The organism is Nonomuraea sp. NPDC049504 (assembly GCF_040676845.1).
Taxonomy (GTDB): Bacteria; Actinomycetota; Actinomycetes; order Streptosporangiales; family Streptosporangiaceae; genus Nonomuraea; species Nonomuraea salmonea.
The window spans coordinates 41668-62182 of the sequence record NZ_JBFAPT010000036.1 but is presented as its reverse complement, the minus strand read 5'-3'; the positions used below and the strand labels follow the sequence as shown (position 1 = coordinate 62182).

At 73.1% G+C, this 20515-nt stretch carries 18 protein-coding genes; 8 read left to right on the top strand and 10 right to left on the bottom strand.

Features of this window, described 5'->3' with window-relative positions; all coding sequences use genetic code 11:
* The first annotated feature begins 380 nt into the window (after positions 1–380).
* Both AB0K28_RS44650 and AB0K28_RS44645 read left to right on the top strand, forming a co-directional pair.
* Positions 381–3707, top strand: a complete 3327-nt coding sequence (locus AB0K28_RS44650) for a family 16 glycoside hydrolase (protein WP_364382764.1) — start codon at positions 381–383, stop codon at positions 3705–3707.
* 372 nt (positions 3708–4079) lie between these two features.
* Positions 4080–4313, top strand: coding sequence for a DUF6289 family protein (locus tag AB0K28_RS44645; RefSeq protein WP_364382761.1), 234 nt, complete (start codon positions 4080–4082; stop codon positions 4311–4313).
* Between the two features lie 300 nt (positions 4314–4613).
* On the opposite strand, the gene AB0K28_RS44640 is transcribed toward AB0K28_RS44645, so the two are convergent.
* Both AB0K28_RS44640 and AB0K28_RS44635 read right to left on the bottom strand, forming a co-directional pair.
* Entirely contained in the window at positions 4614–5621 is a 1008-nt protein-coding gene (locus AB0K28_RS44640) for a histidine kinase (protein ID WP_364382758.1), read from the bottom strand.
* Positions 5618–6178 carry a CPBP family intramembrane glutamic endopeptidase gene (locus tag AB0K28_RS44635; protein ID WP_364382755.1) on the bottom strand — a complete coding sequence of 187 codons (561 nt, stop codon included), beginning with the start codon at positions 6176–6178 and terminating at the stop codon, positions 5618–5620. Before AB0K28_RS44635 ends, AB0K28_RS44640 begins: the two co-directional genes overlap by 4 nt.
* Positions 6179–6325: 147 nt before the next feature.
* On the opposite strand from AB0K28_RS44635, the gene AB0K28_RS44630 reads away from it, so the two are divergent.
* Positions 6326–7240: a phosphotransferase gene (locus AB0K28_RS44630; RefSeq protein WP_364382846.1), complete on the top strand. Its 915-nt coding sequence runs from the start codon at positions 6326–6328 to the stop codon at positions 7238–7240.
* 118 nt (positions 7241–7358) lie between these two features.
* Here the strand turns inward: AB0K28_RS44630 and AB0K28_RS44625 are convergent, their stop codons facing one another.
* Positions 7359–8273, bottom strand: a complete 915-nt coding sequence (locus AB0K28_RS44625; protein ID WP_345385278.1) for an alpha/beta hydrolase — start codon at positions 8271–8273, stop codon at positions 7359–7361.
* Positions 8274–8351: 78 nt separating this feature from the next.
* The gene (locus AB0K28_RS44620; protein WP_364382752.1) at positions 8352–9176 is read right to left on the bottom strand and encodes a winged helix-turn-helix transcriptional regulator; all 825 of its coding nucleotides are present in this window, start codon (positions 9174–9176) and stop codon (positions 8352–8354) included.
* A 106-nt stretch (positions 9177–9282) separates the two neighbouring features.
* Between AB0K28_RS44620 and eno the strand changes: the two genes are divergently transcribed.
* On the top strand, positions 9283–10560 hold the full coding sequence (gene eno / locus AB0K28_RS44615; RefSeq protein ID WP_345385281.1) for a phosphopyruvate hydratase: 1278 nt from the start codon (positions 9283–9285) through the stop codon (positions 10558–10560).
* On the opposite strand, the gene AB0K28_RS44610 is transcribed toward eno, so the two are convergent.
* Complete coding sequence (locus tag AB0K28_RS44610) at positions 10553–11077, bottom strand: CGNR zinc finger domain-containing protein (protein ID WP_364382748.1); 525 nt, start codon at positions 11075–11077, stop codon at positions 10553–10555. The two genes, eno and AB0K28_RS44610, sit on opposite strands and share 8 nt — an antisense overlap.
* 81 nt (positions 11078–11158) lie before the next feature.
* Between AB0K28_RS44610 and AB0K28_RS44605 the strand changes: the two genes are divergently transcribed.
* The 3 genes from AB0K28_RS44605 to AB0K28_RS44595 all read left to right on the top strand — a co-directional run bounded on the left by AB0K28_RS44605 (position 11159) and on the right by AB0K28_RS44595 (position 14595).
* The gene (locus AB0K28_RS44605; RefSeq protein ID WP_364382745.1) at positions 11159–12118 is read left to right on the top strand and encodes a DUF523 and DUF1722 domain-containing protein; all 960 of its coding nucleotides are present in this window, start codon (positions 11159–11161) and stop codon (positions 12116–12118) included.
* 178 nt (positions 12119–12296) lie between these two features.
* Positions 12297–13583 carry an MATE family efflux transporter gene (locus AB0K28_RS44600; protein ID WP_364382742.1) on the top strand — a complete coding sequence of 429 codons (1287 nt, stop codon included), beginning with the start codon at positions 12297–12299 and terminating at the stop codon, positions 13581–13583.
* 40 nt (positions 13584–13623) lie between these two features.
* Positions 13624–14595: a threo-3-hydroxy-L-aspartate ammonia-lyase gene (locus AB0K28_RS44595; RefSeq protein ID WP_364382739.1), complete on the top strand. Its 972-nt coding sequence runs from the start codon at positions 13624–13626 to the stop codon at positions 14593–14595.
* 6 nt (positions 14596–14601) lie between these two features.
* Here the strand turns inward: AB0K28_RS44595 and AB0K28_RS44590 are convergent, their stop codons facing one another.
* The 3 genes from AB0K28_RS44590 to AB0K28_RS44580 are packed head-to-tail and all read right to left on the bottom strand — an operon-like array spanning position 14602 to position 17522.
* Positions 14602–15888: an alpha/beta fold hydrolase gene (locus AB0K28_RS44590; RefSeq protein WP_364382736.1), complete on the bottom strand. Its 1287-nt coding sequence runs from the start codon at positions 15886–15888 to the stop codon at positions 14602–14604.
* On the bottom strand, positions 15885–16478 hold the full coding sequence (locus tag AB0K28_RS44585) for a WHG domain-containing protein (protein ID WP_364382733.1): 594 nt from the start codon (positions 16476–16478) through the stop codon (positions 15885–15887). The genes AB0K28_RS44590 and AB0K28_RS44585 overlap by 4 nt, the downstream gene beginning before the upstream one ends.
* 57 nt (positions 16479–16535) lie before the next feature.
* Positions 16536–17522 (bottom strand): BtrH N-terminal domain-containing protein, encoded by a 987-nt coding sequence (locus tag AB0K28_RS44580; protein WP_364382730.1) that lies wholly within the window; start codon positions 17520–17522, stop codon positions 16536–16538.
* 93 nt (positions 17523–17615) lie between these two features.
* Between AB0K28_RS44580 and AB0K28_RS44575 the strand changes: the two genes are divergently transcribed.
* Complete coding sequence (locus AB0K28_RS44575) at positions 17616–17951, top strand: bacteriocin fulvocin C-related protein (protein ID WP_345385287.1); 336 nt, start codon at positions 17616–17618, stop codon at positions 17949–17951.
* Between the two features lie 5 nt (positions 17952–17956).
* Here the strand turns inward: AB0K28_RS44575 and AB0K28_RS44570 are convergent, their stop codons facing one another.
* Entirely contained in the window at positions 17957–18751 is a 795-nt protein-coding gene (locus AB0K28_RS44570) for a serine protease (RefSeq protein WP_364382727.1), read from the bottom strand.
* 25 nt (positions 18752–18776) lie between these two features.
* Positions 18777–20282: an alpha/beta fold hydrolase gene (locus tag AB0K28_RS44565; protein ID WP_345385288.1), complete on the bottom strand. Its 1506-nt coding sequence runs from the start codon at positions 20280–20282 to the stop codon at positions 18777–18779.
* Positions 20283–20515 lie beyond the last annotated feature (233 nt).

The window sequence follows — 20515 nt, the reverse complement described above, 5'->3', positions numbered from 1 at the left end:
AGCGAGGCCAGTGAGGCGCGGGTCACGCGGGTCTGCGAGCGGCTCCGCGTGGGCTACGGGTGCATGAGGAGGCGCTCGACCGCACGCAGCGGCGGCTGACCGTCTGCTCACCGAGGTCGAGGTGGCCTCCAGGGCGAGGGCGGGCAGCTCGACGACCCCAGCGCCTAGCCGTTCGAACGAGCCGTGTGCCGACTTCTATCGATTTTCGGCGGAAGAGTATGGGCAAGTCGAAAATCTCGCCTTATATTACGGCGCAGAACGGCGTTATCCCCCCGTACTTACCAGCTCACGAGACCCGGCATCCGCCGACGGCCGGCCCGGCGGTGCCGCACCCCCACCAGCGCCGCACCAGGGCGCGCCCTCTCGAGATGGGATGAGTCATGCGGAGGTTACCCCTCTTATCCGCTGTCCTGATCATCGCGCTCTCCTTCCTGGCCGTCCCCGCGGGTGCGCGGGCCGACCTGCCACCGCAGGTGCCCGGCGTCACCCTGCGCACCTACGACGTCCAGATCGAGCTGTCGAAGCTGTGCACGCTCAAGCCCGGCCAGACGCCCAATGTGGACAAGCTGATGCCGACCGTCGACTGGACGTCCGACGCCGACTTCGGGCTCACCGACATGTTCGTCACCGAGGTCACCGGCAACCTGTCGGCCCCGGCCGCGGGCACGTACGAGTTCCGGCTGACCAGCGACGACGGCTCCCGGCTGCGCATCGGCGACACCGTCGTGATCGTCAACGACGGCCGGCACGCGCCCACGCCGGTGGACGGCACGATCACGCTCACCGCCGGGCACCACCCGCTGCGCATCGACCACTTCGAGCACCTGTACGGCCAGCAGCTCAGGCTGGAGTGGAAGCCGCCGGGCGCGCAGGCGTTCACGCTGGTGCCGGCCGAGGCGCTGAGCACGGACGCCGACGTCGTCCGGGTCACCTCGCCCGGCCGCAAGGAGTGCGAGAGCGGCGCCGACTCGCCCGGCGACGGGCTGCCGCTGCAGGGCGTGCACCCCGACCACACGCTCACCGACCTGCGCCCCGCCGGGTTCGAGCCGCAGGTGACCGCGATGGCGTGGCTGCCCGATGACCGGCTGGCGATCACCACCTGGGGCGGCTCGGAGACCAGGCTCGGCGAGGTGTACCTGCTGAGCGGCGTGACCGGCGCGACGTCGCCGGCGCGGGTGACGTACAAGAAGATCGCCGAAGGGCTGCAGGAGCCCATGGGCCTCGCGTACGCGGACGGCAAGCTGTACGTGTCGGAGAAGTCCCGCCTGGTGGAGCTGAACGACACGAACGGGGACGACGTCGCCGACGACCTCAGGACGGTGGCGACCTGGCCGTTCGGCGGGAACTTCCACGAGTTCGCCTTCGGCCTGCTCTACCGGGGTGGCCACTTCTACCTCAACCTGTCGGTGGCCATCGACTACGGCGGCGCCACCACCGTCCCGCAGCCGGCCCCCGGCCGTGGCGTCACCGTCAAGATCGACAAGAGGACGGGGAAACTCGACTATCTCGCGGGCGGCCTGCGCACCCCGAACGGCATCGGGTGGGGGCCGGGCGATGACCTGTTCGTGCTGGACAACCAGGGCGGCTGGCTGCCCGCCTCGAAGCTGGTGCACGTCGAGAAGGGCCGCTTCTTCAACCATTACACGACGCCGGAGGGGCCGTTCGACGCGGGCGTGGTGAGCCCGCCGGTGCTGTGGCTGCCGCACAACGAGATCGCCAACTCCCCCAGCACGCCGCTGCTGATGAAGCACGGCAGGTACGCGGGGCAGCTGCTGTTCGGCGACGTCACGTACGGCGGGATCCAGCGGGCGTACCTGGAGAAGGTGAACGGGGCCTACCAGGGCGCGGTGTTCCGGTTCACGCAGGGGCTTGAGGCGGGGGTCAACCGGATCAGTCTCGGGCCTGACGGCGCCGTCTACGCCGGCGGTCTGGGCGCGGGCGGCAACTGGGGGCAGCCGGGCAAGCTCACGTACGGGCTGCAGAAACTGACGCCGGGCGCGGAGAAGGCGTTCGACCTCCTCAAGATGAAGGCGATCGAGGGCGGCTTCGAGCTGGAGTACACCCAGCCGCTGCCGGCCGGCTCCCTTGAGGGCCGGTACCAGCTCACCCAGTGGCGTTACGTCCCCGCCGTCACCTACGGCGGGCCCAAGGTGGACGAGGAGCCGCTGACCGTCACCTCGGCCACGGTGAAGGGCAAGAAGGTCACGCTGAAGGTCGCGGGGCTGAAGCCGGGCCGGGTGGTGCACCTGCGCTCGCCGCGCCCGTTCGCCTCGGCGTCAGGGGAGCCTTTGTGGAGCACCGAAGCCTGGTACACGCTCAACTCGCTGCCCGGCGGCGCCTCCTCCGAGACGGTGTACGAGGCGGAGAGCGCGGCCCAGAGCGGCGGCGCGAAGCTGAACACCGACCACCCCTCCTCCTCGGGAGCTGGGTTCGTGGACGGCTACTGGACCCAGGGCGCCACGACGCGCTTCGCGGTGCAGGTGGGCGCGGCGGGCACCTACCACGTGGGGCTGCGCTACTCCAACGGCCCCGACCCCGCGCCCGGAACCAAGTCGCTCAGCGTGTACGTCAACGGGACCAAGGTCAGGCAGGTGCCGCTGCCGACCACGGGCACGTGGGACCTGTGGGCGACCCGGGTGGAGCCGCTGGCGCTCAAGGCGGGCGCCAACACCATCGCCTACCGGTACGACTCCGGCGACCTCGGCAACGTCAACCTCGACGCGATCACCGTGGCCGCCCGGCCGGTGCTGGAGGCGGAGCGGGCCACGCTGCGCGGCGGCGCCACCGTCGGCACCGCCCGCCAGGGCTTCACCGGCACCGGCTACGTCGACGGGTACACCGCACCCGGCGCGAGGACGTCGTTCTCCGTGCGGGCCGAGACGGCGGGCACGTACAACGTCGGGCTGCGCTATGCGGCCGAGGCGGGCACATCGGTGAGCGTGCACGTCAACGGCAGGAAGATCCGTCAGGTACGGCTGGCGGCCACCGGCGGGCGGGACGCCTGGGAGGTGCAGACCGACGCGCTGCCCCTCCGGCGCGGCGCGAACACCGTCACCTACCGCTACGACGCCGGCGACGGCGGCGGTTTCGGTCTTGACCACGTCACGGTCGCGAAGGCCGAGCGGATCACGCTGTTCGACGGGTCGAGCCTGGCGGCGTGGGAGCGCCGGTCAGGTGGCGCTGCGACGTGGCCGGTCGCCGGCGGGTCGATGGAATCGTACGGGGGCGACATCCGCACCCGGCGCGCGTTCGGCGACTTCACGCTGCACGTCGAATGGTACGAGCCGGATTATCCGCCCGAGGTGACCGGGCAGCAACGCGGCAACAGCGGCGTCTACCTCCAGGAGCGGTACGAGGTGCAGGTGCTGGAGTCGTACGGCGACACCACGCCGGCCGCCGACGGAGCCGGCTCGATCTACTCCAAGCGGGCGCCCGACCGCAACATGGCGACCGCGCCCGGGACGTGGCAGACGTACGACATCACGTTCCGCGCGGCCCGGTTCACCGGCGCGGGCGTCAAGGTGGACGACGCGCGGGTGACGGTCGTCTGGAACGGCACGGTGGTGCACGACGACGTCGCCGTGGACGGCGGCACCGGCGACAGCATCCCGGAGAACGCGGCCACCGCCGGCATCCGCCTCCAGGACCACGGCGACCCGGGCGAGAACCCCCGCTTCCGCAACATCTGGCTCCAACCCATCACCTGACCGAACAAGCCGCCCGGCCCGGACGGACCGGGCGGCTTCAGCAGGGCGGGGGTCTTCTGCGGCCCTCTGCCCTACTAACCCCCCGACCCAAACCGGGCAGGGGCGGGCGGGCCTGATCGGGCGGGGTTGGTCGGCCGGGTTGGTCGGCCGGGTTGGTCGGCCGGGTTGGTCGGCCGGGTTGGTCGGGCGGGCCTGGTCGGGCGGGCCTGGTCGGGCGGGCCCGGTCGGGCCTGGTCGGGCGGGGTTGGGCGGGGTTGGGCGGGGTTGGGCGCGGTGGGGCCTGTCAGGGCTTGCCGGGACGGGGGCTCTTGATCGAGCGGCTGTGGGAGCCGACCATCGAAGCAGCGTCCCCCCACCCCCTCCGGAGGCACCATGATCCGCCGTCTGCTGCCCGCCACCGTGCTCGCCGTGGCCGCCGTCACCGTCGTCACCGCGAGTCCCGCCGAAGCCCGCGCCTGCAAGATCAACCACGCGTGCGCCACCATCTACTACAGCGACTCCACCCGCACCACCGTGGTCGGGGAGAAGTACGAGGACTGCAACGGAGCGGTGGACATGTGGGGCGTCCGCAGCGGCTACATCGACTTCTACGAGAGCCCCTGCTGACCCGACGACCAGGGCCGTCACCCCACGGCGGCCCCCGTCACCGGAGCGGCCAGTACGACCCGCCCGGCGCGGTGGCGGCCGGCGGCCGCGAGCACCGCCGCAGGCGCCCAGGTCGGCGGTTTCACCAGCTACATCAACGGCGCCAACGGGTTCCCGTCCCGTACCTGGACCGATCTGAACGACGACAACACCGACGGCCTCATCCAGTTCAGGGTGCGGTATCAGAGGGGCACCATCGCGTGATTGTGCGATGAAGCGCCACGCGGTGCGGGTCCGCACTACCGCACCGCCGCATTCGCGTCACTCGCCGGCCGGGTCGCTCCGGTCGCGCAGGGCGCCCGCCGGGATGAGGGTGCGGATGAGGAAGGTGCCGTCCTGGTGGCGTTCCTGGTGGCGTTCCTGGTGGAACTCGCCGCCCAGCGCCTCCACCCGCGCCCGCACCTCCGCCAGGTCGCGGCCGGTGGCGGCATGGAAGACCGCGCCGTCGGTGCGCACCTGCACGGTGATCCCGCTCGCGGCGTGCCGCACCTCGACCACGGTACGGCTGCCCGGCGCGTGCCGCAGTGCGTCGGTCAGGGCCGCCTGGACGACCCGGTACGCGACGATCTCGGCGGCCCTGGACGCCGGCTCCGCCTGCCCCGCCTCCGCGAACTCCACCGGCTGCCCCGCCAGCCGCATCTCCTCGACCAGCGCGTGCAGGTCACCGGCGCAGGGCGTCTCCATGGCGGCGGGCCTGGCGGCGTCCAGGGGGTCGCCGGGGACGGGGGTGAGGAGGTGGAGCAGGTGGCGGAGGTCGGCGATGGCGCGCCTGCCGGTGTCGGTGACGGTGGTCAGGGTGGCGTCGAGGCGGTCGGGGGCGCCGGTCAGGTAGCGGGCCGCCTCCGCCTGCACGATCATCGCCGCCACGTTATGGGTCACGACGTCGTGCAGGTCGCGGACGATGCGGGCCCGCTCGGCGGCGGGAACGGCCTCAGGCTTCCCTTCACCGCCGGCTGCAGCCCCTTGGGCAGGGCGGAGTGTGTCGGAGCCGGCGCATCGAGCGTTCGCGGTGTGCTCGTCGGTGTCAGGGCGGTGCTGGGCGGGGATGGTGGGGCGGTCGGCGGTGGGCTTGTCGTTGGTGGGCCTGTCGTTGGTGGGCCTGTCGTTGGCGGGCCTGTCGTTGGCGGGCCTGTCGTTGGTAGGGCGGGCGGCGGTGGGGCGGTCGGGGCGGAGCCAGCCCCTGAGCCCCCATGCGCCGGCCAGCATCAGGCAGAGCACCACGATCTCCTTCTCGCGCCACGGTGAGCGACTGCGCCGGACCTCGCTCACGGGGTCCGCACAAGGGTCGCGTCGGTACGCCGGCGGCGTGGGACCAGGTTGCCGCGCTGGCGCGCCACGTACAGGAACACGCCGGTCAGCAGCAGCCCGAACACCACCGCGTACGGGCTGCCCTCGGGACCGAAGCCGCCACCGGTGAGCAGGGCCGCGCCGGACGTCACACCCTGCAGCAGCCCCTCGGAGGCGCCGTTGCCGGAGACCTCGGTGCTGAGGATGCCGGCGGCGAAGTTCCAGCCGAAGTGCAGCCCGATGGGCGGCCACAGGGTGCGGGTGGCGGCGTACGCGGCGGCCAGCATGCCGCCCGCCCCGATGGCGACGCCGATCAGCAGCCCCCGGCCGAGCGCGCCCCGGGCTCCCTCCAGCGCGACCTCGGCCGGCTCCCGCTTCTCGGTCCAGCGCACCACCCGGCCGTACACGTACACGGCGAGCACCGCCGTGCCCAGCCCGAAGACCAGCGTGAAGAACGCGTTCCCCGACACCGCTCCGACGAGCGCGTTGCCCGCGAAGGCCACGGCCGCCACGGCCACGAGCTGCTTGACCAGTCGCATGATGACTCCCTGCCGAGATCCGAGCGGCCGCTGTGGCCACGAGGAAAACGCTAGAGATCGAGGAAGCGGCGATCGTCACCGTACGGAGGACATTCTGGGGTAGCTCGCACGGGGGACAGCGCATTTGGCAGAGTCTTCCCCGTGTCTATGAACGATCTGCCGGACTGGTTGCCGGCCTGGTGTCTGCGCCGGCTCGGCAGCGAGCCCGAGGGCGTGTTGTTCCGGTTGCAGCAGACCTCGATGGTGTTCGGCCTGCGGCTGGCCGGCGGTGCGGACGTGGTGGTCAAGGCGCGTGCCGACGGCGGCAGGGCGGTGTCGTGCGTGACGGCGCAGGCCCGGCTGGCCGAGCGCGGGTTCCCGTGTGCGCGTCCGCTGACGCCGGTGACCGAGGTGGGGTCGCTGGCCGTGCACGCCGAGGAGTTCAGGCCGGGTGGCGAGGTGCTCGCAGGCGACTCGCCGGAAGTGGCCGTACGCTGCGCGGAGATGTTCGCCCGGCTGATGGCGGAGCTGGCCGAGGTGAGCGTGGAGCCGCCGCTGCCGAGCCCGCGCTGGGCGCGCTGGGACCACGCCGGCGCCGGCACCTGGCCGGCCATCCCCTACCTGGACGAGCAGGATCAGAGCCGGGTGCCTATGCACGTCGTCGAGACGGCTGAGCGGGCGCGCAGGCGCATCCTGGCGGCCGGGCTGCCGCGCGTGCTCGGTCACGCCGATTTCGAGGCGCAGAACCTGCGCTGGCGTGACGGGCGGTTGTGGACGGTGCACGACTGGGACAGCCTGGCCTGGCAGCCGGAGGCGGCGCTGGTGGGGGCGGCGAGCGGGGCGTTCGCCAGCTCGGGCCAGCCGACGCTGGCGCCGGTCGCGAGCTCGGCGGCCTTCCTGGAGGCGTATCAGGAGGCCAGGGGGCGGGTGTTCACGGACGTGGAGCTGGAGGTCGCGTGGGCGGCCAGCCTGTGGACGGCGTCGCACAACGCCCGCTACGAGGCCCTGTACGGCCAGCGGCCGGTTTCCGGCGACGCCGTCGCCACCCAGGCCGCCGAACGCCTCCGCCGCGCGGGCGCCTGACGCGTCCCTCCGTGACCATCCGGACCGGCCACGCCGACCACACCGGCGGTGGCAAGCCCGGCTGCAACGGCCGCCGCGACGTCATCGGCGTCGGCTGCCGCTGACGCACCCGCCCGGCTCAGGCGGTCGCCGGTTCCGCGGCTGCCGTGCGGTAGGCGTGGGCGAGGAAGAGCGCCGCGTCGTCGAGCGCCTGTCCCGCCTCCTCCACCAGCGCCGTGTGGTGCTGGAAGACGTGCGGGAGTCCGCCCCAGACGCGCAGCGTGACGTCCACGCCGGCCGCGCCCGCCCCGGCGGCCAGGCGTACCGAGTCGTCCAGCAGCAGCTCGTTCGACCCGGCCTGGACGAGCAGCGGCGGCAGGCCGGTGAGGTCGGCGAGCGCGGGGCTGGCCAGCGGCGCGGCCGGGTCGCCTCCGCCGAGGTAGTGCGTGCGGTAGCCCTCGATGTCGGCCCTGACGAAGATCGGGTCGGCGCCCAGCTTGCCCTCCATGCTGGCCCCGGTGAGCGTCAGGTCGGCCCACGGCGAGAACAGCACGGCGCCCGCCGGCATCGGCAGCCCCGCCTCACGGGCCGCGAGCAGCGTGGCGACGGCCAGCCCGCCGCCCGCCGAGTCGCCCGCCAGCGCGATCGCGGCCGGGCTGGTGCCCCGTTCCAGCAGCTCGCGATAGGCGGCCAGGCCGTCGTCGACCGCCGCGGGGAACCGGTGCTCGGGGGCGAGCCGGTAGTCGAGCGAGATGATTCTGGTGCGGGCGCGGCGGGCGAGGTCGCCGGCCAGGGCGGCGTGCGTACGCGGGGAGCCGACGACGTATCCGCCGCCGTGCAGGAAGAGCACCACCGTGTCCCCGTCCGCGCCGTCGGGCGTGAGCTCCAGGGCCGGGCGGCCGCCGAGCGTGGTGTCGCGGACGGTGACGCCGCCGGGGGCGGGCACGTCGAAAAGCGTGGCGAAGTCCGTACGGGCCTGTTCGACGGTGTCGCCCGCCGTCTTGGGGGCGTTGCGCAGCATGTCGTCCAGGTCCTGGCGCTGCTGACGGCTCATCGGTGACCTCTCATCCGGTGCGTCATTCGGGACGCATCGCGCAACACACCGCATCCTGATCGCATTCCGGCGAACGGCTCAGCGGACGAAGCGGCTGGTCACGCCGGCCGCCAGGCGGAGCGCCTCCTTCATCGCGGCGGTGGCGTCGGTGACCGGGTAGAGCACGTGGCGGATCGTCCGGTGGGCGTCGGCGACGATGACGACGGGCTTGAGGTGCAGCGTGTGCCCGGTGCGGAAGGTCGGCAACCCCAGGGCGGCGCACAGCGTCAGCTCGGCGTCCGACAGCACCGGGAACGCCTCCTCGTCTAGCCCCTGCGTGGTGACGCCCCGCAATGCCTGCTCTCCCGGCTCCCGCGTGGTGACGCCCCGCAACGCCACCCCCGCCTCGGCGAACGCGCCCGGGTCACCGCCGGCGAAGGCGTCACCGGCGAGGACGACGGTGGCGCGGGCGTCGGGGGCGACGACGTCCACGTCGTCGCCGTTCGCCGCCCGGAGGAGCAGGGGATGCGGGATGGGAGTGCCGGGCAGCGCGTGGAGGCGGGCGGTCTCCGTCTCGGTGGGGGCGGTGGTCGGTGTGCCGTCGCCGAGGAGGAAGCGTTCGCCCCAGTCCTGGAGGCCGGCCAGCAACGGGGCCAGGGCGTGCCCTGCGGCGGTCAGCCGGTATTCGTAGCGGGTGGGCCGCTGCTGGTACGGGCGCCGTTCCAGGACGCCGTGGTCGAGCAGGTGCTTGAGCCGTTCGGCCAGCACCCGGCGCGAGATGCCCAGCTCGGCGTGCAGGTCGTCGAAGCGGTAGCGGCCGCGGGTCACCTCGCGCACGATCAGCAGGCTCCACCACTCCCCCACCACCGCGGCGGCCTGCGCGATCGCGCAACCGGCGTCCTGCTCCCGCAGCTCTCGGGTCACCACGCTTCTCCTCGCTCGCGGGATGGCGCCCGCGTCCCGGACCAGTGTAAGTTCCATCTTGGAACTTAGTGAGTTCCGATCTGGAATTCGTACGGGGAAGGCAGACATGACAGCAATCGTCCGGGTGGCGGGCAGGGAGATCCTCGACAGCCGCGGCAATCCCACCGTGGAGGTGGACGTCGTCCTGGAGGACGGCTCCCTGGGCCGCGCGGCCGTACCGTCGGGCGCGTCGACGGGCACCAACGAGGCGGTGGAGCGGCGCGACGGCGACCCGCGCCGCTTCCACGGCAAGGGCGTGCGCCAGGCGATCGAGGCCGTCACCGGCGAGATCGCCGCGGCCGTCACCGGGATGGACGCCGAGGACCAGGCGGCCGTGGACGAGGCGATGATCGCGCTCGACGGCACCCCTGGCAAGGCGAGGTTCGGGGCGAACGCGGTGCTCGGCGTCTCGCTGGCCACGGCGAAGGCCGCCGCCGCCTCGCACCGGCTGCCGCTCTACCGCTATCTCGGCCCGGACGCCGCGCTGCTGCCGCTGCCGATGATGAACGTCATCAACGGCGGCGCGCACGCCGACAACCCGCTCGACTTCCAGGAGTTCATGATCGCGCCGATCGGGGCGACGACCTTCGCGGACGCCGTACGGATGGGCTCGGAGGTCTTCCACACCCTGCGCGCCACGCTCAAGAAGGCCGGCCACCACACCGGCGTCGGCGACGAGGGCGGCTTCGCCCCGGACCTGCGCACCGCGGAAGAGGCGCTCGACCTGATCGGCACCGCGATCTCCGACGCCGGCTACTCCCCCGGCACGCACATCGCCGTCCTGCTCGACCCGGCCGCCTCGGAGTTCTACCGCGACGGCGCCTACCACTACGCCGGCGAGGGCGTCCGGCGCGGCGTCGAGGAGCACGCCGCCTACCTGGCCGGGCTGGTCGCCGCCTACCCCATCGTGTCCATCGAGGACCCCATGGCGCAGGACGACGCCGAGGGCTGGCGGCTCGTCACCGAGCGCCTGGGCGCGACCTGCCAGCTCGTCGGCGACGACGTGTTCTGCACCAACGCCGCCCTCCTGCGGGCGGGCATCGACGCCGGCGTCGCGAACTCCATCCTGGTCAAGGTCAACCAGATCGGCACGCTGACCGAGATGCTGACCACCGTACGGACCGCCGAGGAGGCCGGCTACGGCGTCGTCATGTCGCACCGCTCCGGCGAGACCGAGGACACCACGATCGCCGACCTCGCCGTCTCCACCGGCTGCGGCCAGATCAAGACCGGCTCCCTGTCGCGCTCCGAGCGGACCGCCAAGTACAACCAGCTCATCCGCATCGAGGAGGAGCTCGGCGCCGAGGCCCGCTACGCCGGCCGCTCGGCGCTCACGATCAGGTGACCTTGCGGGCGGACGCGCGCTTCCTGTAGGCGGCCACCTTGTGCCGGTTGAGGCAGGTGGCGGAGCAGAAGCGGCGCTGGCCCGCCGGGGACGCGTCGGTGTAGACGTCGACGCATCGGGAGGCGTGGCAGGTGCCCAGCCGGGCCTGCTCGTGCGTCATGAGCCAGGCCAGCAGGCAGGTGGCCAGCGCGGCGGGCAGCAGGTCGGCGGCGTCGCCGACCGTCCAGCGCAGGCCGTCGGGGGCCGCCACGGGCAGCGGGCGGACGGCGCGGAGCAGGGCGTTCAGCTCCTCCAGGGCCCGGCCGTCGCGCGCCGCGGCGAAGACGGGGAAGACGGCGTTCGCCGCCGCGACGAGGCCGCCGGTCGCGGGCAACGCCAGCCCGGGGGGCCAGGCCAGGAGATCGTGGGCGTGGGGATACGGTGTCTCCTGCTCTCCCGCGGCCTCGCGCGGCGGGTCGGCGTACTCGTTGACGAACGCGACCACGTGTCTCACGTCGAGGACGGGAACGGCGGGCATTCCTCCAGTGTAACTCCGAAAAGCCGACCTTCAGGTTACGAGGGCAGGCGTGCGACCTGCGCTCCTGGGCAGCTGACCAGCATGGAGGAAGGTCAGGGATGCGGCAGACCCCGGGTGGCGGTGTCGAGCTGCCTGCTCGGCGAGCCCGTACGGCACAACGGCGGCCACAGCCGCAGCCGCTACCTCACCGACGAGCTCGCGCCGTTCGTGGACTGGCTGCCGCTCTGCCCCGAGATGGCGATCGGCCTCGGCGCGCCCCGCGAGGCGCTGCGCCTCGAACGCTCCCCCGAAGGCCCCCGGCTGATGACCCGCCGCAGCCGCCGCGACCTCACCCCCGCCATGGCGGTGCTGGCCGCCGAGCGCACCGCGGAGCTGGCCGCCGACGGGTACGTGTTCAAGGCCAAGAGCCCGAGCTGCGGCATCCACGGCATCCCGCTCTACGCCGGCGAGAACGCGGTGACCAGGCAGCAGCGCGGCATGTTCGCCGACGCGGTGATCGAGGCGCACCCGCTGCTGCCCGTGGAGGACGACGGCCGGCTCAACGACGCCGTACGGCGGGAGGCGTTCACCGAGCGGATCTTCGCCCACGCCCGGCTGCGTGAACTGCTGGAGAGCCCATGGAAGCCCCGCGACCTGATGGCCTTCCAGGCCCGGCACAAGATGCAGCTGCTCGCCCACACCACCGAGGGCTACCGCGAGACCGGCCGCCTGGCCGCCCAGGCGGGCACCCGGCCGCGCGACGAGGTGGCCGCCGCCTACAGCATCGCGTTCCGCACCGCGATGGCGGCGCCGACGACGGTCGGGCGGCACGTCAACGTGCTGCAGCACTGCCTCGGCATGATCGGCGACGGGCTCGACCCGGTGCGCCGCGCCGACGTGGCCGAGGTCATCGCCTCCTACCAGGCACGCCGGGTGGCGCTGAGCGTGCCGCTCGCCCTCCTGCTCCACCACGCACGCGGCGCCGCGGCCACGTACGTGGAGGAACAGACGTACTTCCAGCCCTACCCAGAGGACCTCCGCCTGCGCAACCACGTCGTGTGAGCCGCGGACGCACCTCCAGCCCCACCCCGAGGCGTTCTGTCGCCGCAACCCGGTCGTAGGAGCCGCGGACTCCCCACCCTGAGAAGCTCTGCCTGCCTGCGAACCCACGCCGGGTGCGGCGCTGATGCGATAGAATGATCACGTCCCGAGCGGTCGCCCGCCCGGGATTTTGCTTTTCATGTCCTCTTCTCTTCGCGTCGTCCTGAGCGCGGCGCTGCCGTTGCTGCTGTCCATGAGCGCCGGCGTCGTCGCGCAGCTTCTCGGCACCTCCCTGCTCGGCCGCCAGGCGACCGCCGAGCTGGCCGCGTTCACGCTGGCGAGCGCCGTGCTCAGCCCGGTGACGGCCGCCGTGGCGGGCGGTCTGCGCGGGATGTCGCCGTTCGTCGCCGCCTGCCGTGACCGTCCCGCCGAGGCGCTCGCCATCCTGAAGGACGCCCGCTGGCTCACGCTCGCCCTCGGGACGGCGGGCGCCGGCGTGGTGCTGGCCGTACCTCTCATCGCGCGGGCCGGCGGGGCGCCCGAGGCGGCGATCGCCGAGCTGGGCGCCCTGCCCGCGCTCCTCGCCGGGCAGGTGCTGCTGTCGGCGGCGGGCAGCGGCGCGGGCGGCATGCTGATCGCGCTACGGCACAGCAGGAAGGTGCTGTGGTCCGGCCTCTCCGGTACGGCGGCGCAGGTCGTCCTGCTGCTCACGCTCGTGCCCGCGTACGGCGTCCAGGGCACCGGCGTCGCGATGGTCACCGCCACCGCCGTCCAGGTCGTGGTCGCGAACGTGCTGCTGCTGCGGCTGCCCGAGCTGGCCGGGCAGTCGTGGTGGCCGGGACGGCCGCGCGGGCGGCGGATCCTGCGCATGGCCAGGGTCGGCCTGCCCCTGTCCGCCACGCTGATCGTCAAGTTCACGGTGACGGGCGGGGTCGCGTACGCCGCCGCGCGCACCGGCGTGCACCAGGCCGCCGCGCACGCGATCCTGCTGTCCCTGGACGGACTCCTGGGGCTCGCCGCCTTCGCCGCCGCGCAGGCGGTGACGCCGGAGGTCGCGCGGGCGTCGTCCCCTCGCGAGGCCAGGCGGCTGATCCTCGCCGCCGTCACGGTCGCGGCGGGCGGGGTGGTCGCGGGCGGGGTGGTGGTGCTCGTCGCCGGTGACGTGGTGCTGCGGCTGTTCACGCAGGACGCCACCGTGTACTCCCTCGCTCTTGGGCTGGCGCCGCTGCTCGTGGCGTTCTCGCTGGTGAGCAACTGCGCGATCGTCACCGCGTACGGGCTGGTCGGGCTCAAGCGCTCCTCTTGGCAGCTGGCCGCGGTCGGCACCGGCTACGGCCTGCTCGCGCTCGCCATGGTCCCGGCGGCCACCGCCTGGGGGCTGGCCGGGGTGTGGGGCGCCATGATCGCGACCGCCGCGCTCATCTGGGCGCTGCAGATCACCGGCTTCGTCCGGCACAGCGCCGCTCTCGAAACCGCCACCGCCTAAGATCGGAGAGCAGCTGATCCACCCGCGCCCGAGGAGCCTCATGGACACCGCCACGTCGGTCACGATCGACGACGTCCGTGCCGCCGCCGCCCGGCTCGACGGCATCGCGCACCGCACGCCCGTGCTCACCTCCCGCATACTCGACGAGCGCGCCGGCGCCGAGGTGTTCGTCAAGTGCGAGAACCTCCAGCGCGTCGGGGCGTTCAAGTTCCGCGGCGCTTACAACGCCATCGCGCTGCTCTCCCCCGAGCAGCGGGCGCGGGGCGTCGCCGCCTACTCCTCGGGCAACCACGCCCAGGCCGTCGCGCTGGCCGCGCGTGAGCTCGGCACCTCGGCCGTCATCCTCATGCCCGAGGACGCGCCCCGCTCCAAGCGCGCGGCCACCGCCGGTTACGGGGCCGAGGTCGTCACGTACGACCGCTACACCGAAGACCGCACCGCGCTCGCCCGCGCCCTGGCCGACGAGCGCGGCCTGGCCCTCATCCCTCCCTACGACCATCCCGACGTCATCGCCGGTCAGGGCACCGCCGCCCTTGAGCTGCTGGCCGAGACCGGCGAGCTGGACGCCCTGCTCGTGCCCGTCGGCGGGGGCGGGCTGCTGGCCGGCACCGCGATCGCCGCCACTTCAGTGCACCCGGCCATCCGGGTCATCGGCGTCGAGCCGGAGAGCGGCGACGACACCAAGCGCTCGCTGGAGGCCGGGGAGCGCGTCACCATCCCCGTGCCCAGGACGATCGCCGACGGGCAGGCGCTGCCCACGCCGGGCGAGCTGACGTTCGCGATCAACCGGCGGCTGGCCGACGGGGTCGTCCTGGTGAGCGACGCGGAGATCGTGGAGGCGATGCGGTTCGCGTTCGAGTACCTCAAGGTCGTCATCGAGCCCAGCGGTGCCACCCCGCTCGCCGCCCTGCTGTCCGGCCGCCTGGACGCCGCACCCCGCCGCGTGGGCCTCATCGCCTCAGGCGGCAACGTCGACGCACAACGCTTTACCGACCTGCTCAGCGGGAGCTAGCGTCGGTCACCGCAGCAGTTCGGCCAGCAGCTCACCGAACTCGTCGGGGTGCGTGCTGAGCCCGGTATGCCCACCGGGAAAGTGCACCAGCTCTGTGCCGAACCGCTCCGCCATGACCGCCGCCGGCCGGTAGGGCACCTCTCCCCGCGACTCGACGCCACCTGCAAGCACCAGCCGCTCGGACAGGGCCTGAAGCCGGTCGAGGTCGGGCACATAGCCCATGAAACTCGGCACGATCCGCCCGAGAAAGTACGGCATATCCCCCATCGTCCGCTCCACCCTCGCAGCGGCCTCCGGCGGCAACCCACTCCTCTCCACCGGTACGGCGGAGGAAGTGGAGGGGGTGGAACGGCCGACCTCGGCACCGGCAGCGGGCGCCGGCGCAGGTGAGGCGGAGGGTCCGGCCTCGGCACCCGGGGCAGATGCCGGCGCAGATGAGGCGGAATGGTCGGCCTGGACACCGGCATCGGGCGCAGGCGAGGCAGAGCCCACCCGCGGACCCCCAGCAGGGGTCGGCGTGGGTGTGGCGTGGCTCGCGTCGGGGTCGGCGGGTGGCTCAGGTGAGGTGGGCGCCGCTTGGAGGCCGGCGGGTGACTCAGGTGAGGTGGACGCCGCTTGGAGGCCGGCGGCGAAGATGGCTGCTGCGGGCATCAGGCCCTCCCTTTGCAGGGTGTCCTGGACCCTGATGAGGAGGGCTCGGTGTTGGGGGGCGTCTGGGAGGACCTCTAGCAGCGGGGGTTCGTGGGCCACCACCTTTTGCACGCGGCCGGGGTGGGTGGCGAGCAGGTGGAGGGCGGTGATCGCACCGGAGCTGCAGCCTGCCACGCGGGCGGGGGCGTCCGGGGAGAGCAGGTCCAGTAGCCGGTAGGCGTCCTCGGCGTGCTGCTCGACCCGCTGGGGCGCGTCGGGGTCGTCGAGCGGGCTGCGGGTCAGGCCGCGCGGGTCGTAGGAGGCGACCGTGTATGCGGTGGCGAGCCGGTCGGCGACGGCGTCGAAGGAGGCGGCGCCGCCCGTCCCGCCGGGGATCAGCAATACGAGCGGCCCGCTGCCGCGCACCTCGTAGTGCAGGGTGGCGCCGTCCACACCCAACCGCCCCGTCGTCGGGGCGAGGCCGTCCACGGGCAGCCGTCCGGTCGTCGGCGTGGCGCCGTTCACGGGCAGCCGTCCGGTCGTCGGCGTGGCGTCGTCCACGGGCAGCCGGCCCGTCGTCGGCGTGGTGCTGTCCGCGCGGTGTCGTGATGTGGGCGGGGTTGTGCCTTCTCTCCGCGGGCGGTCGGTGGGTGGGGTGGTCATTTCGGGGTTTCCTCTTCGCGGGTGGGCCAGTGTTCGAGGGCGTTGTGCAGGGCCTCGATGCAGCGGGGCCATGAGTCGGTGGCCGGGCGTGCGTGGGCGAAGCCGCCGGCCGCCTCGATGCTGACGAAGCCGTGCAGGGCGCTGCGGATCAGGCGGACGGCGTCGGTCAGGTCCGGCTCCGCCAGCCGGTACGCCCGCAACATGCTGTACGTCAGCTCGACCGCCCGCCGCGGCCCCGCCGCCTTGGCGGCCAGCTCGGGGTCGATGGGAATCGGGACCTGGGTCGCGGTGTAGCGGCCCGGATGGTCGTGGGCGTAGGACCGCCAGGCGTCGGCGTACGCGACGAGCGCGTCCTTGCCGGCCCGCCCCGCGGTGGCCTCGGCGATGCGGATGGTCTTCTCGTCCGCGCCCAGCAGCGCGATCCGCCCGCGCAGGTCCTCCAGGTTGCGTACGTGCGCGTAGAGGCTGGCGTCCTTGACGCCGAGCCGGCGCGCCACCGCCGACATGGTGACGTGGTCGAGCCCGACCTCGTCGGCCAGGTCCGCGGCGGTGAGCGTCACGCGTTCCACGGTCAGCCCGGCACGCGCCATAGGTCACCGACCCTTCCTAGGCATAAAACTTACTGCACTAGGCTATACCTAATACCCCTAGGAAAGGGTAATCAGCACCTCCATGGCCTCGCGTTCGATGCGGGACAGGTCGCGCAGGAGCGCCCCGGCCTGGGCGAGGTGGCCGGGGTCGCCGCTCTCCCCCGCCTTGGCGATCAGCGCCGACACGTCGGTCCACAGGCCGGCGGCCTCGGCGTACAGCCGGTGACCGGTACGCAGCTCCGCACCCCCCACCAGCTCGGCGCAGGCGGCGAGGAAGTCCCGGTAGAGCGCGCGGAACAGGCCGCCGCCCGTACCGCCCTGCTCCATGAGGAGTGCCGCCTGCGGCAGGTCGCGGCGCGGGTCCTCGGCGCGGTCCCACCAGGTGGGCACCTTCGCGGCGGCCTTGGCGATGCCGCGGTGTCCGAGGTTCGCGATGGGCGCGGCGAGGAAGGCGGCGGCGCAGTCCCTGACGGCGGGGACCAGGTGCTCCTGCCAGCGGACCGGGTGCGCGGGCAGGGCGATGGTGAAGGAGCGGTTCCTCGCGGTCATGGGGCCGCGTTCCGCGCGGGCGCGGGCCAGGCCGGCGAGCCCGGTACGCACGTCGCCGCCCTGCTGCGCGGTGTCCACGAGGTAGGCGTCGTGGCCGTCGTAGCCGTACATGGCGACGACGTGCCCGCCGAAGTGCACCTTCGAGCGGAAGTAGTCGAGGTGGTAGCAGTCGAGCTGCAGGCCGACGGGACGGCCCGCGTCGAGGGGCGCGGCCACGTTCAGCCAGGCCCGGCGCGGTGAGGAGGTCTCCTGCACGGTCAGCGTCAGGTTCAGCCTGGCGGCCAGGTTCCTGGTCAGCTCGAACGGCTTGACCCGGCCCCCGACGAACGGCACCGGCATCGCCTTGCCGTCCCAGTAGACGAACGACAGGCCGGCGCCGAGCCCGAACAACAGCGGCTCCGGCAGGTCGAGCCCTTCGTGGCGGAGCAGCACCCCGAGCGCGGTGGTCTCGCAGTGGTGCAGGCCGCGGGGCTCGACGCCGGTCACGATGGTCATGCTCGAAATCTCCTCAGGGCGTGGTGGGGCTGAGGAGTAGCATGAGGTCTCCCCCGGGGGGAGAGTCCACCCGTCCCGAGCGGCAGGAGCCCCATGGACGAGACGTACGACGCGTTCATCGCCCGCCCCGTGGCCGAGAGGCGGCGGCTCTATCAGGACCTGTCCGCGCAGGAGCGCAGCGATCTCTGGCTTGAGCAGCTGCTCCGTTTCCGCGCCGGCAACCCCGAGCTGACGGCGGAGCAGCGCGGCGTGCTGGACGAGGCCGAGGCGCTGGTCCGTGACGCGTCGACGTTCGAGCCGGGCAGCCCGCCCACCCCCGGCCTCGAACGGGTGGGCGAGGCGGCGATCGCCGCCTTCGGCAGGGACACCGCCCTCCTGCTGCTGGCCAGCCTCGGGCCGCCCGACGGCGACGCCTGCTCCATCGCCTGACCGCCTCAGGCGCGCCGCGGATCGGGCCTCGGCAGCAGGCAGCCCGGCCGGTCGAGGTCGAGCCGGTTGCCGGTGGTGAGGCAGGTGGTCAGCCAGTACGTCTGCGTGCCGTACGCGATGGACTTGTGCTTGGTGATGACGCCGTCGCGGTCCATCTCGCACGGGTTGTCCTGGGTGCAGGCGCCGCCGTCGCGGTTGCTGGTGTTGTTGATGCCGACGACCTGGCCGTTCTTGGCGTCCACGACCGGGGAGCCGGAGCTGCCCGGCCCGGTCTGACACGCCTTGGTGTAGCGCAGCACGTCCTCGGTGACGTAGCCCGACTCAAGCACCCGGTAGGCGAGCCGGTCGATCGCGCAGGTGAAGACCTTCTTGAGGCCGCCGGAGAGCACCTTGATCCGGGTGCCCGGCGCGGGGCGGGCGGCCGCGAGGGTGAGCGGGCGCACCTGGTGGTCGCGCTCCAGCTGCCGGTACGTGGTGCCGAGCCGGTAGAGGGCGACGTCGGTGCCGGTCATCGTGACGTACGCGGCCCTTTCCGCGTGCACGGCGGCGGCCGGTCGCCCGGCGTCGTCGAGCAGCCGGATGAGGCGGTGGGATGGCCGGTCCACCAGCACCTCGCCGGGCACCGGCCAGGCGCCTTCGTAGCAGTGCCCGTTCGTCAGGACGAGTGCGGGGTCGTCGGGGGTGCTGGCCGGGGTGCGTACGAGGGCGCCCGAGCAGCCGTTCACCTCGGCGGTGCCGGCCAGGCCCGACGGCGCCGACACCGGCGCGAGGAGGGCGGCGAGGAGCATGAGGATGCGCATCTGGGGGTCCGTTCTTTGGGAGGGGTCACTGCATGCCGGGGCAGGTGCCCGTGGCGGTGCGGCCGGTGCGGAAGAACTCGACGGCCTTGTCCGCGCACGGCAGCTTGGCCAGCGAGGCGTGCGCGTTGTCCTGGACGGTGAGCAGGGTGCCGCCGGCCGCCTTGACCGTGTCCACGGCCCACGCGTACGGCGTGGTGGCCTCGTCGACGTGGCCCGACACCTGTAGCGGGCTCGCGCCCCTGACCGGCCGCCACGGCTGCGCGGGCCACGGCCAGCCGGCGCACCAGCTGCCGAACTGGATGCCGCCCCCGGTCGCCGGGTACGTGCGCCGCCTGGCCTCCGCGTCGGCCCACAGCCGGTCGAAGTCGCGCCCGCCGGTGCCCTCGTTGCAGAAGACCCCGTTGTACTGGGTGGAGTTCAGGCCGAGCGGCGCGTCATCGAAGCCGTACACCGGGGCGGTGCCGGAGCTCGGGCGCGCCGAGCGGGGGACGCCGCCGTCGCGCGCGGTCGCCAGGTCTCTGGCGGCGGTGGCCCAGCCGGTCGCGTCGAGGCCGAGCAGGCTCCTGACCCACTCGCCGTCCAGCCTGGCGCCCTTGCCCGCCGGGCGCGGCTTCCTGGTCAGCTGGTCGCGCAGGGCGAAGACGGCTTCGCGGGCCCGCTGCGGGGTGGCGCCGAAGTGGTATTCGGGGTCGTGCCCGGCCAGCCAGGTGACGAAGCCGTCGAAGTTGCGCTCGGCGACCGCGTCCGCGGCGGCGTCCATCGCGGCGAGGTCCATGACGGGCGGCATCACCGAGTCCAGCCACATCCGCTCGACGCGGGTGTCGAACAGCGAGCGGTAGTTGAGCCCGACCGCGGTGCCGTACGAGACGCCGTAGAAGCTGATCTTCGGTACGCCGAGCACCGCCCTGATCGCGTCGACGTCCCGGGCGATGTTCCTGGTGGTGAGCTGCCTGGCGAAGGCCGGGTCCAGGGCGGTGCACCGCTTGTTGGCGGCGGCCATGTGGTCGAAGAGCGCCTTCGCCTGCGCCTTGGCCGACGCGTTCGCCGGTGGCTCGAACGTGCCCTCGTCGCAGTCGATCCTGTCGCTGTAGCCGACGCCGCGCGGGTCGAACCCGACCAGGTCGTGGTCGGTGGCCAGCGGGGCCAGGCCGTTGGCGGCGTAGCTCGACGGGGCGGTGATGTTGGAGATGCCGGGGCCGCCGGGGCTGATGACGAGCACGCCCCGCCGCTTCGCGGGGTCTGCGGCCTTCAGCCGGCTCACCGCGATCCTGATCTTCCGCCCGTCCGGCTTCGCGTAGTCCATCGGAACGGTCACCAGCGCACATTCCGACTTGGTGTCCTCCGGCGCCGGCCAGTCCTTGGCCGTCGTGGCACACGGCCGCCAGGTGAGCGCCTCCGCGCCTTTGCCAGGAGCGGCGTTCACGCCGGCCAGCGGCGAGCCGCCGGCCGCGGCGGCCGCCGGTGGGGCGGTGAGGCAGGCGACCGCCGCCCCCGCCAGCGCGGCGTGGGCGAGGTTTCTGGTGCTGGGCATCGTCGTGTCTTTCCGTGGTGCCGCCCGCGCGCCGCCCGGCACGCGGGGCACGCCGTGCGGCGCACTCGGGACATCCTGGACGGCCTGCCCATCCATCGTGTATCGGTCGCCGCGCGGGCTCGTATCAATCCCAGAAATTTAGCTGCGCAAGCAATTACATGGAATAGTTGCCTGCGCAACCATGTTGTTCGGCGACGTACACGGCCGGTGGCGACCGCCGCCGGCCGGGAAGG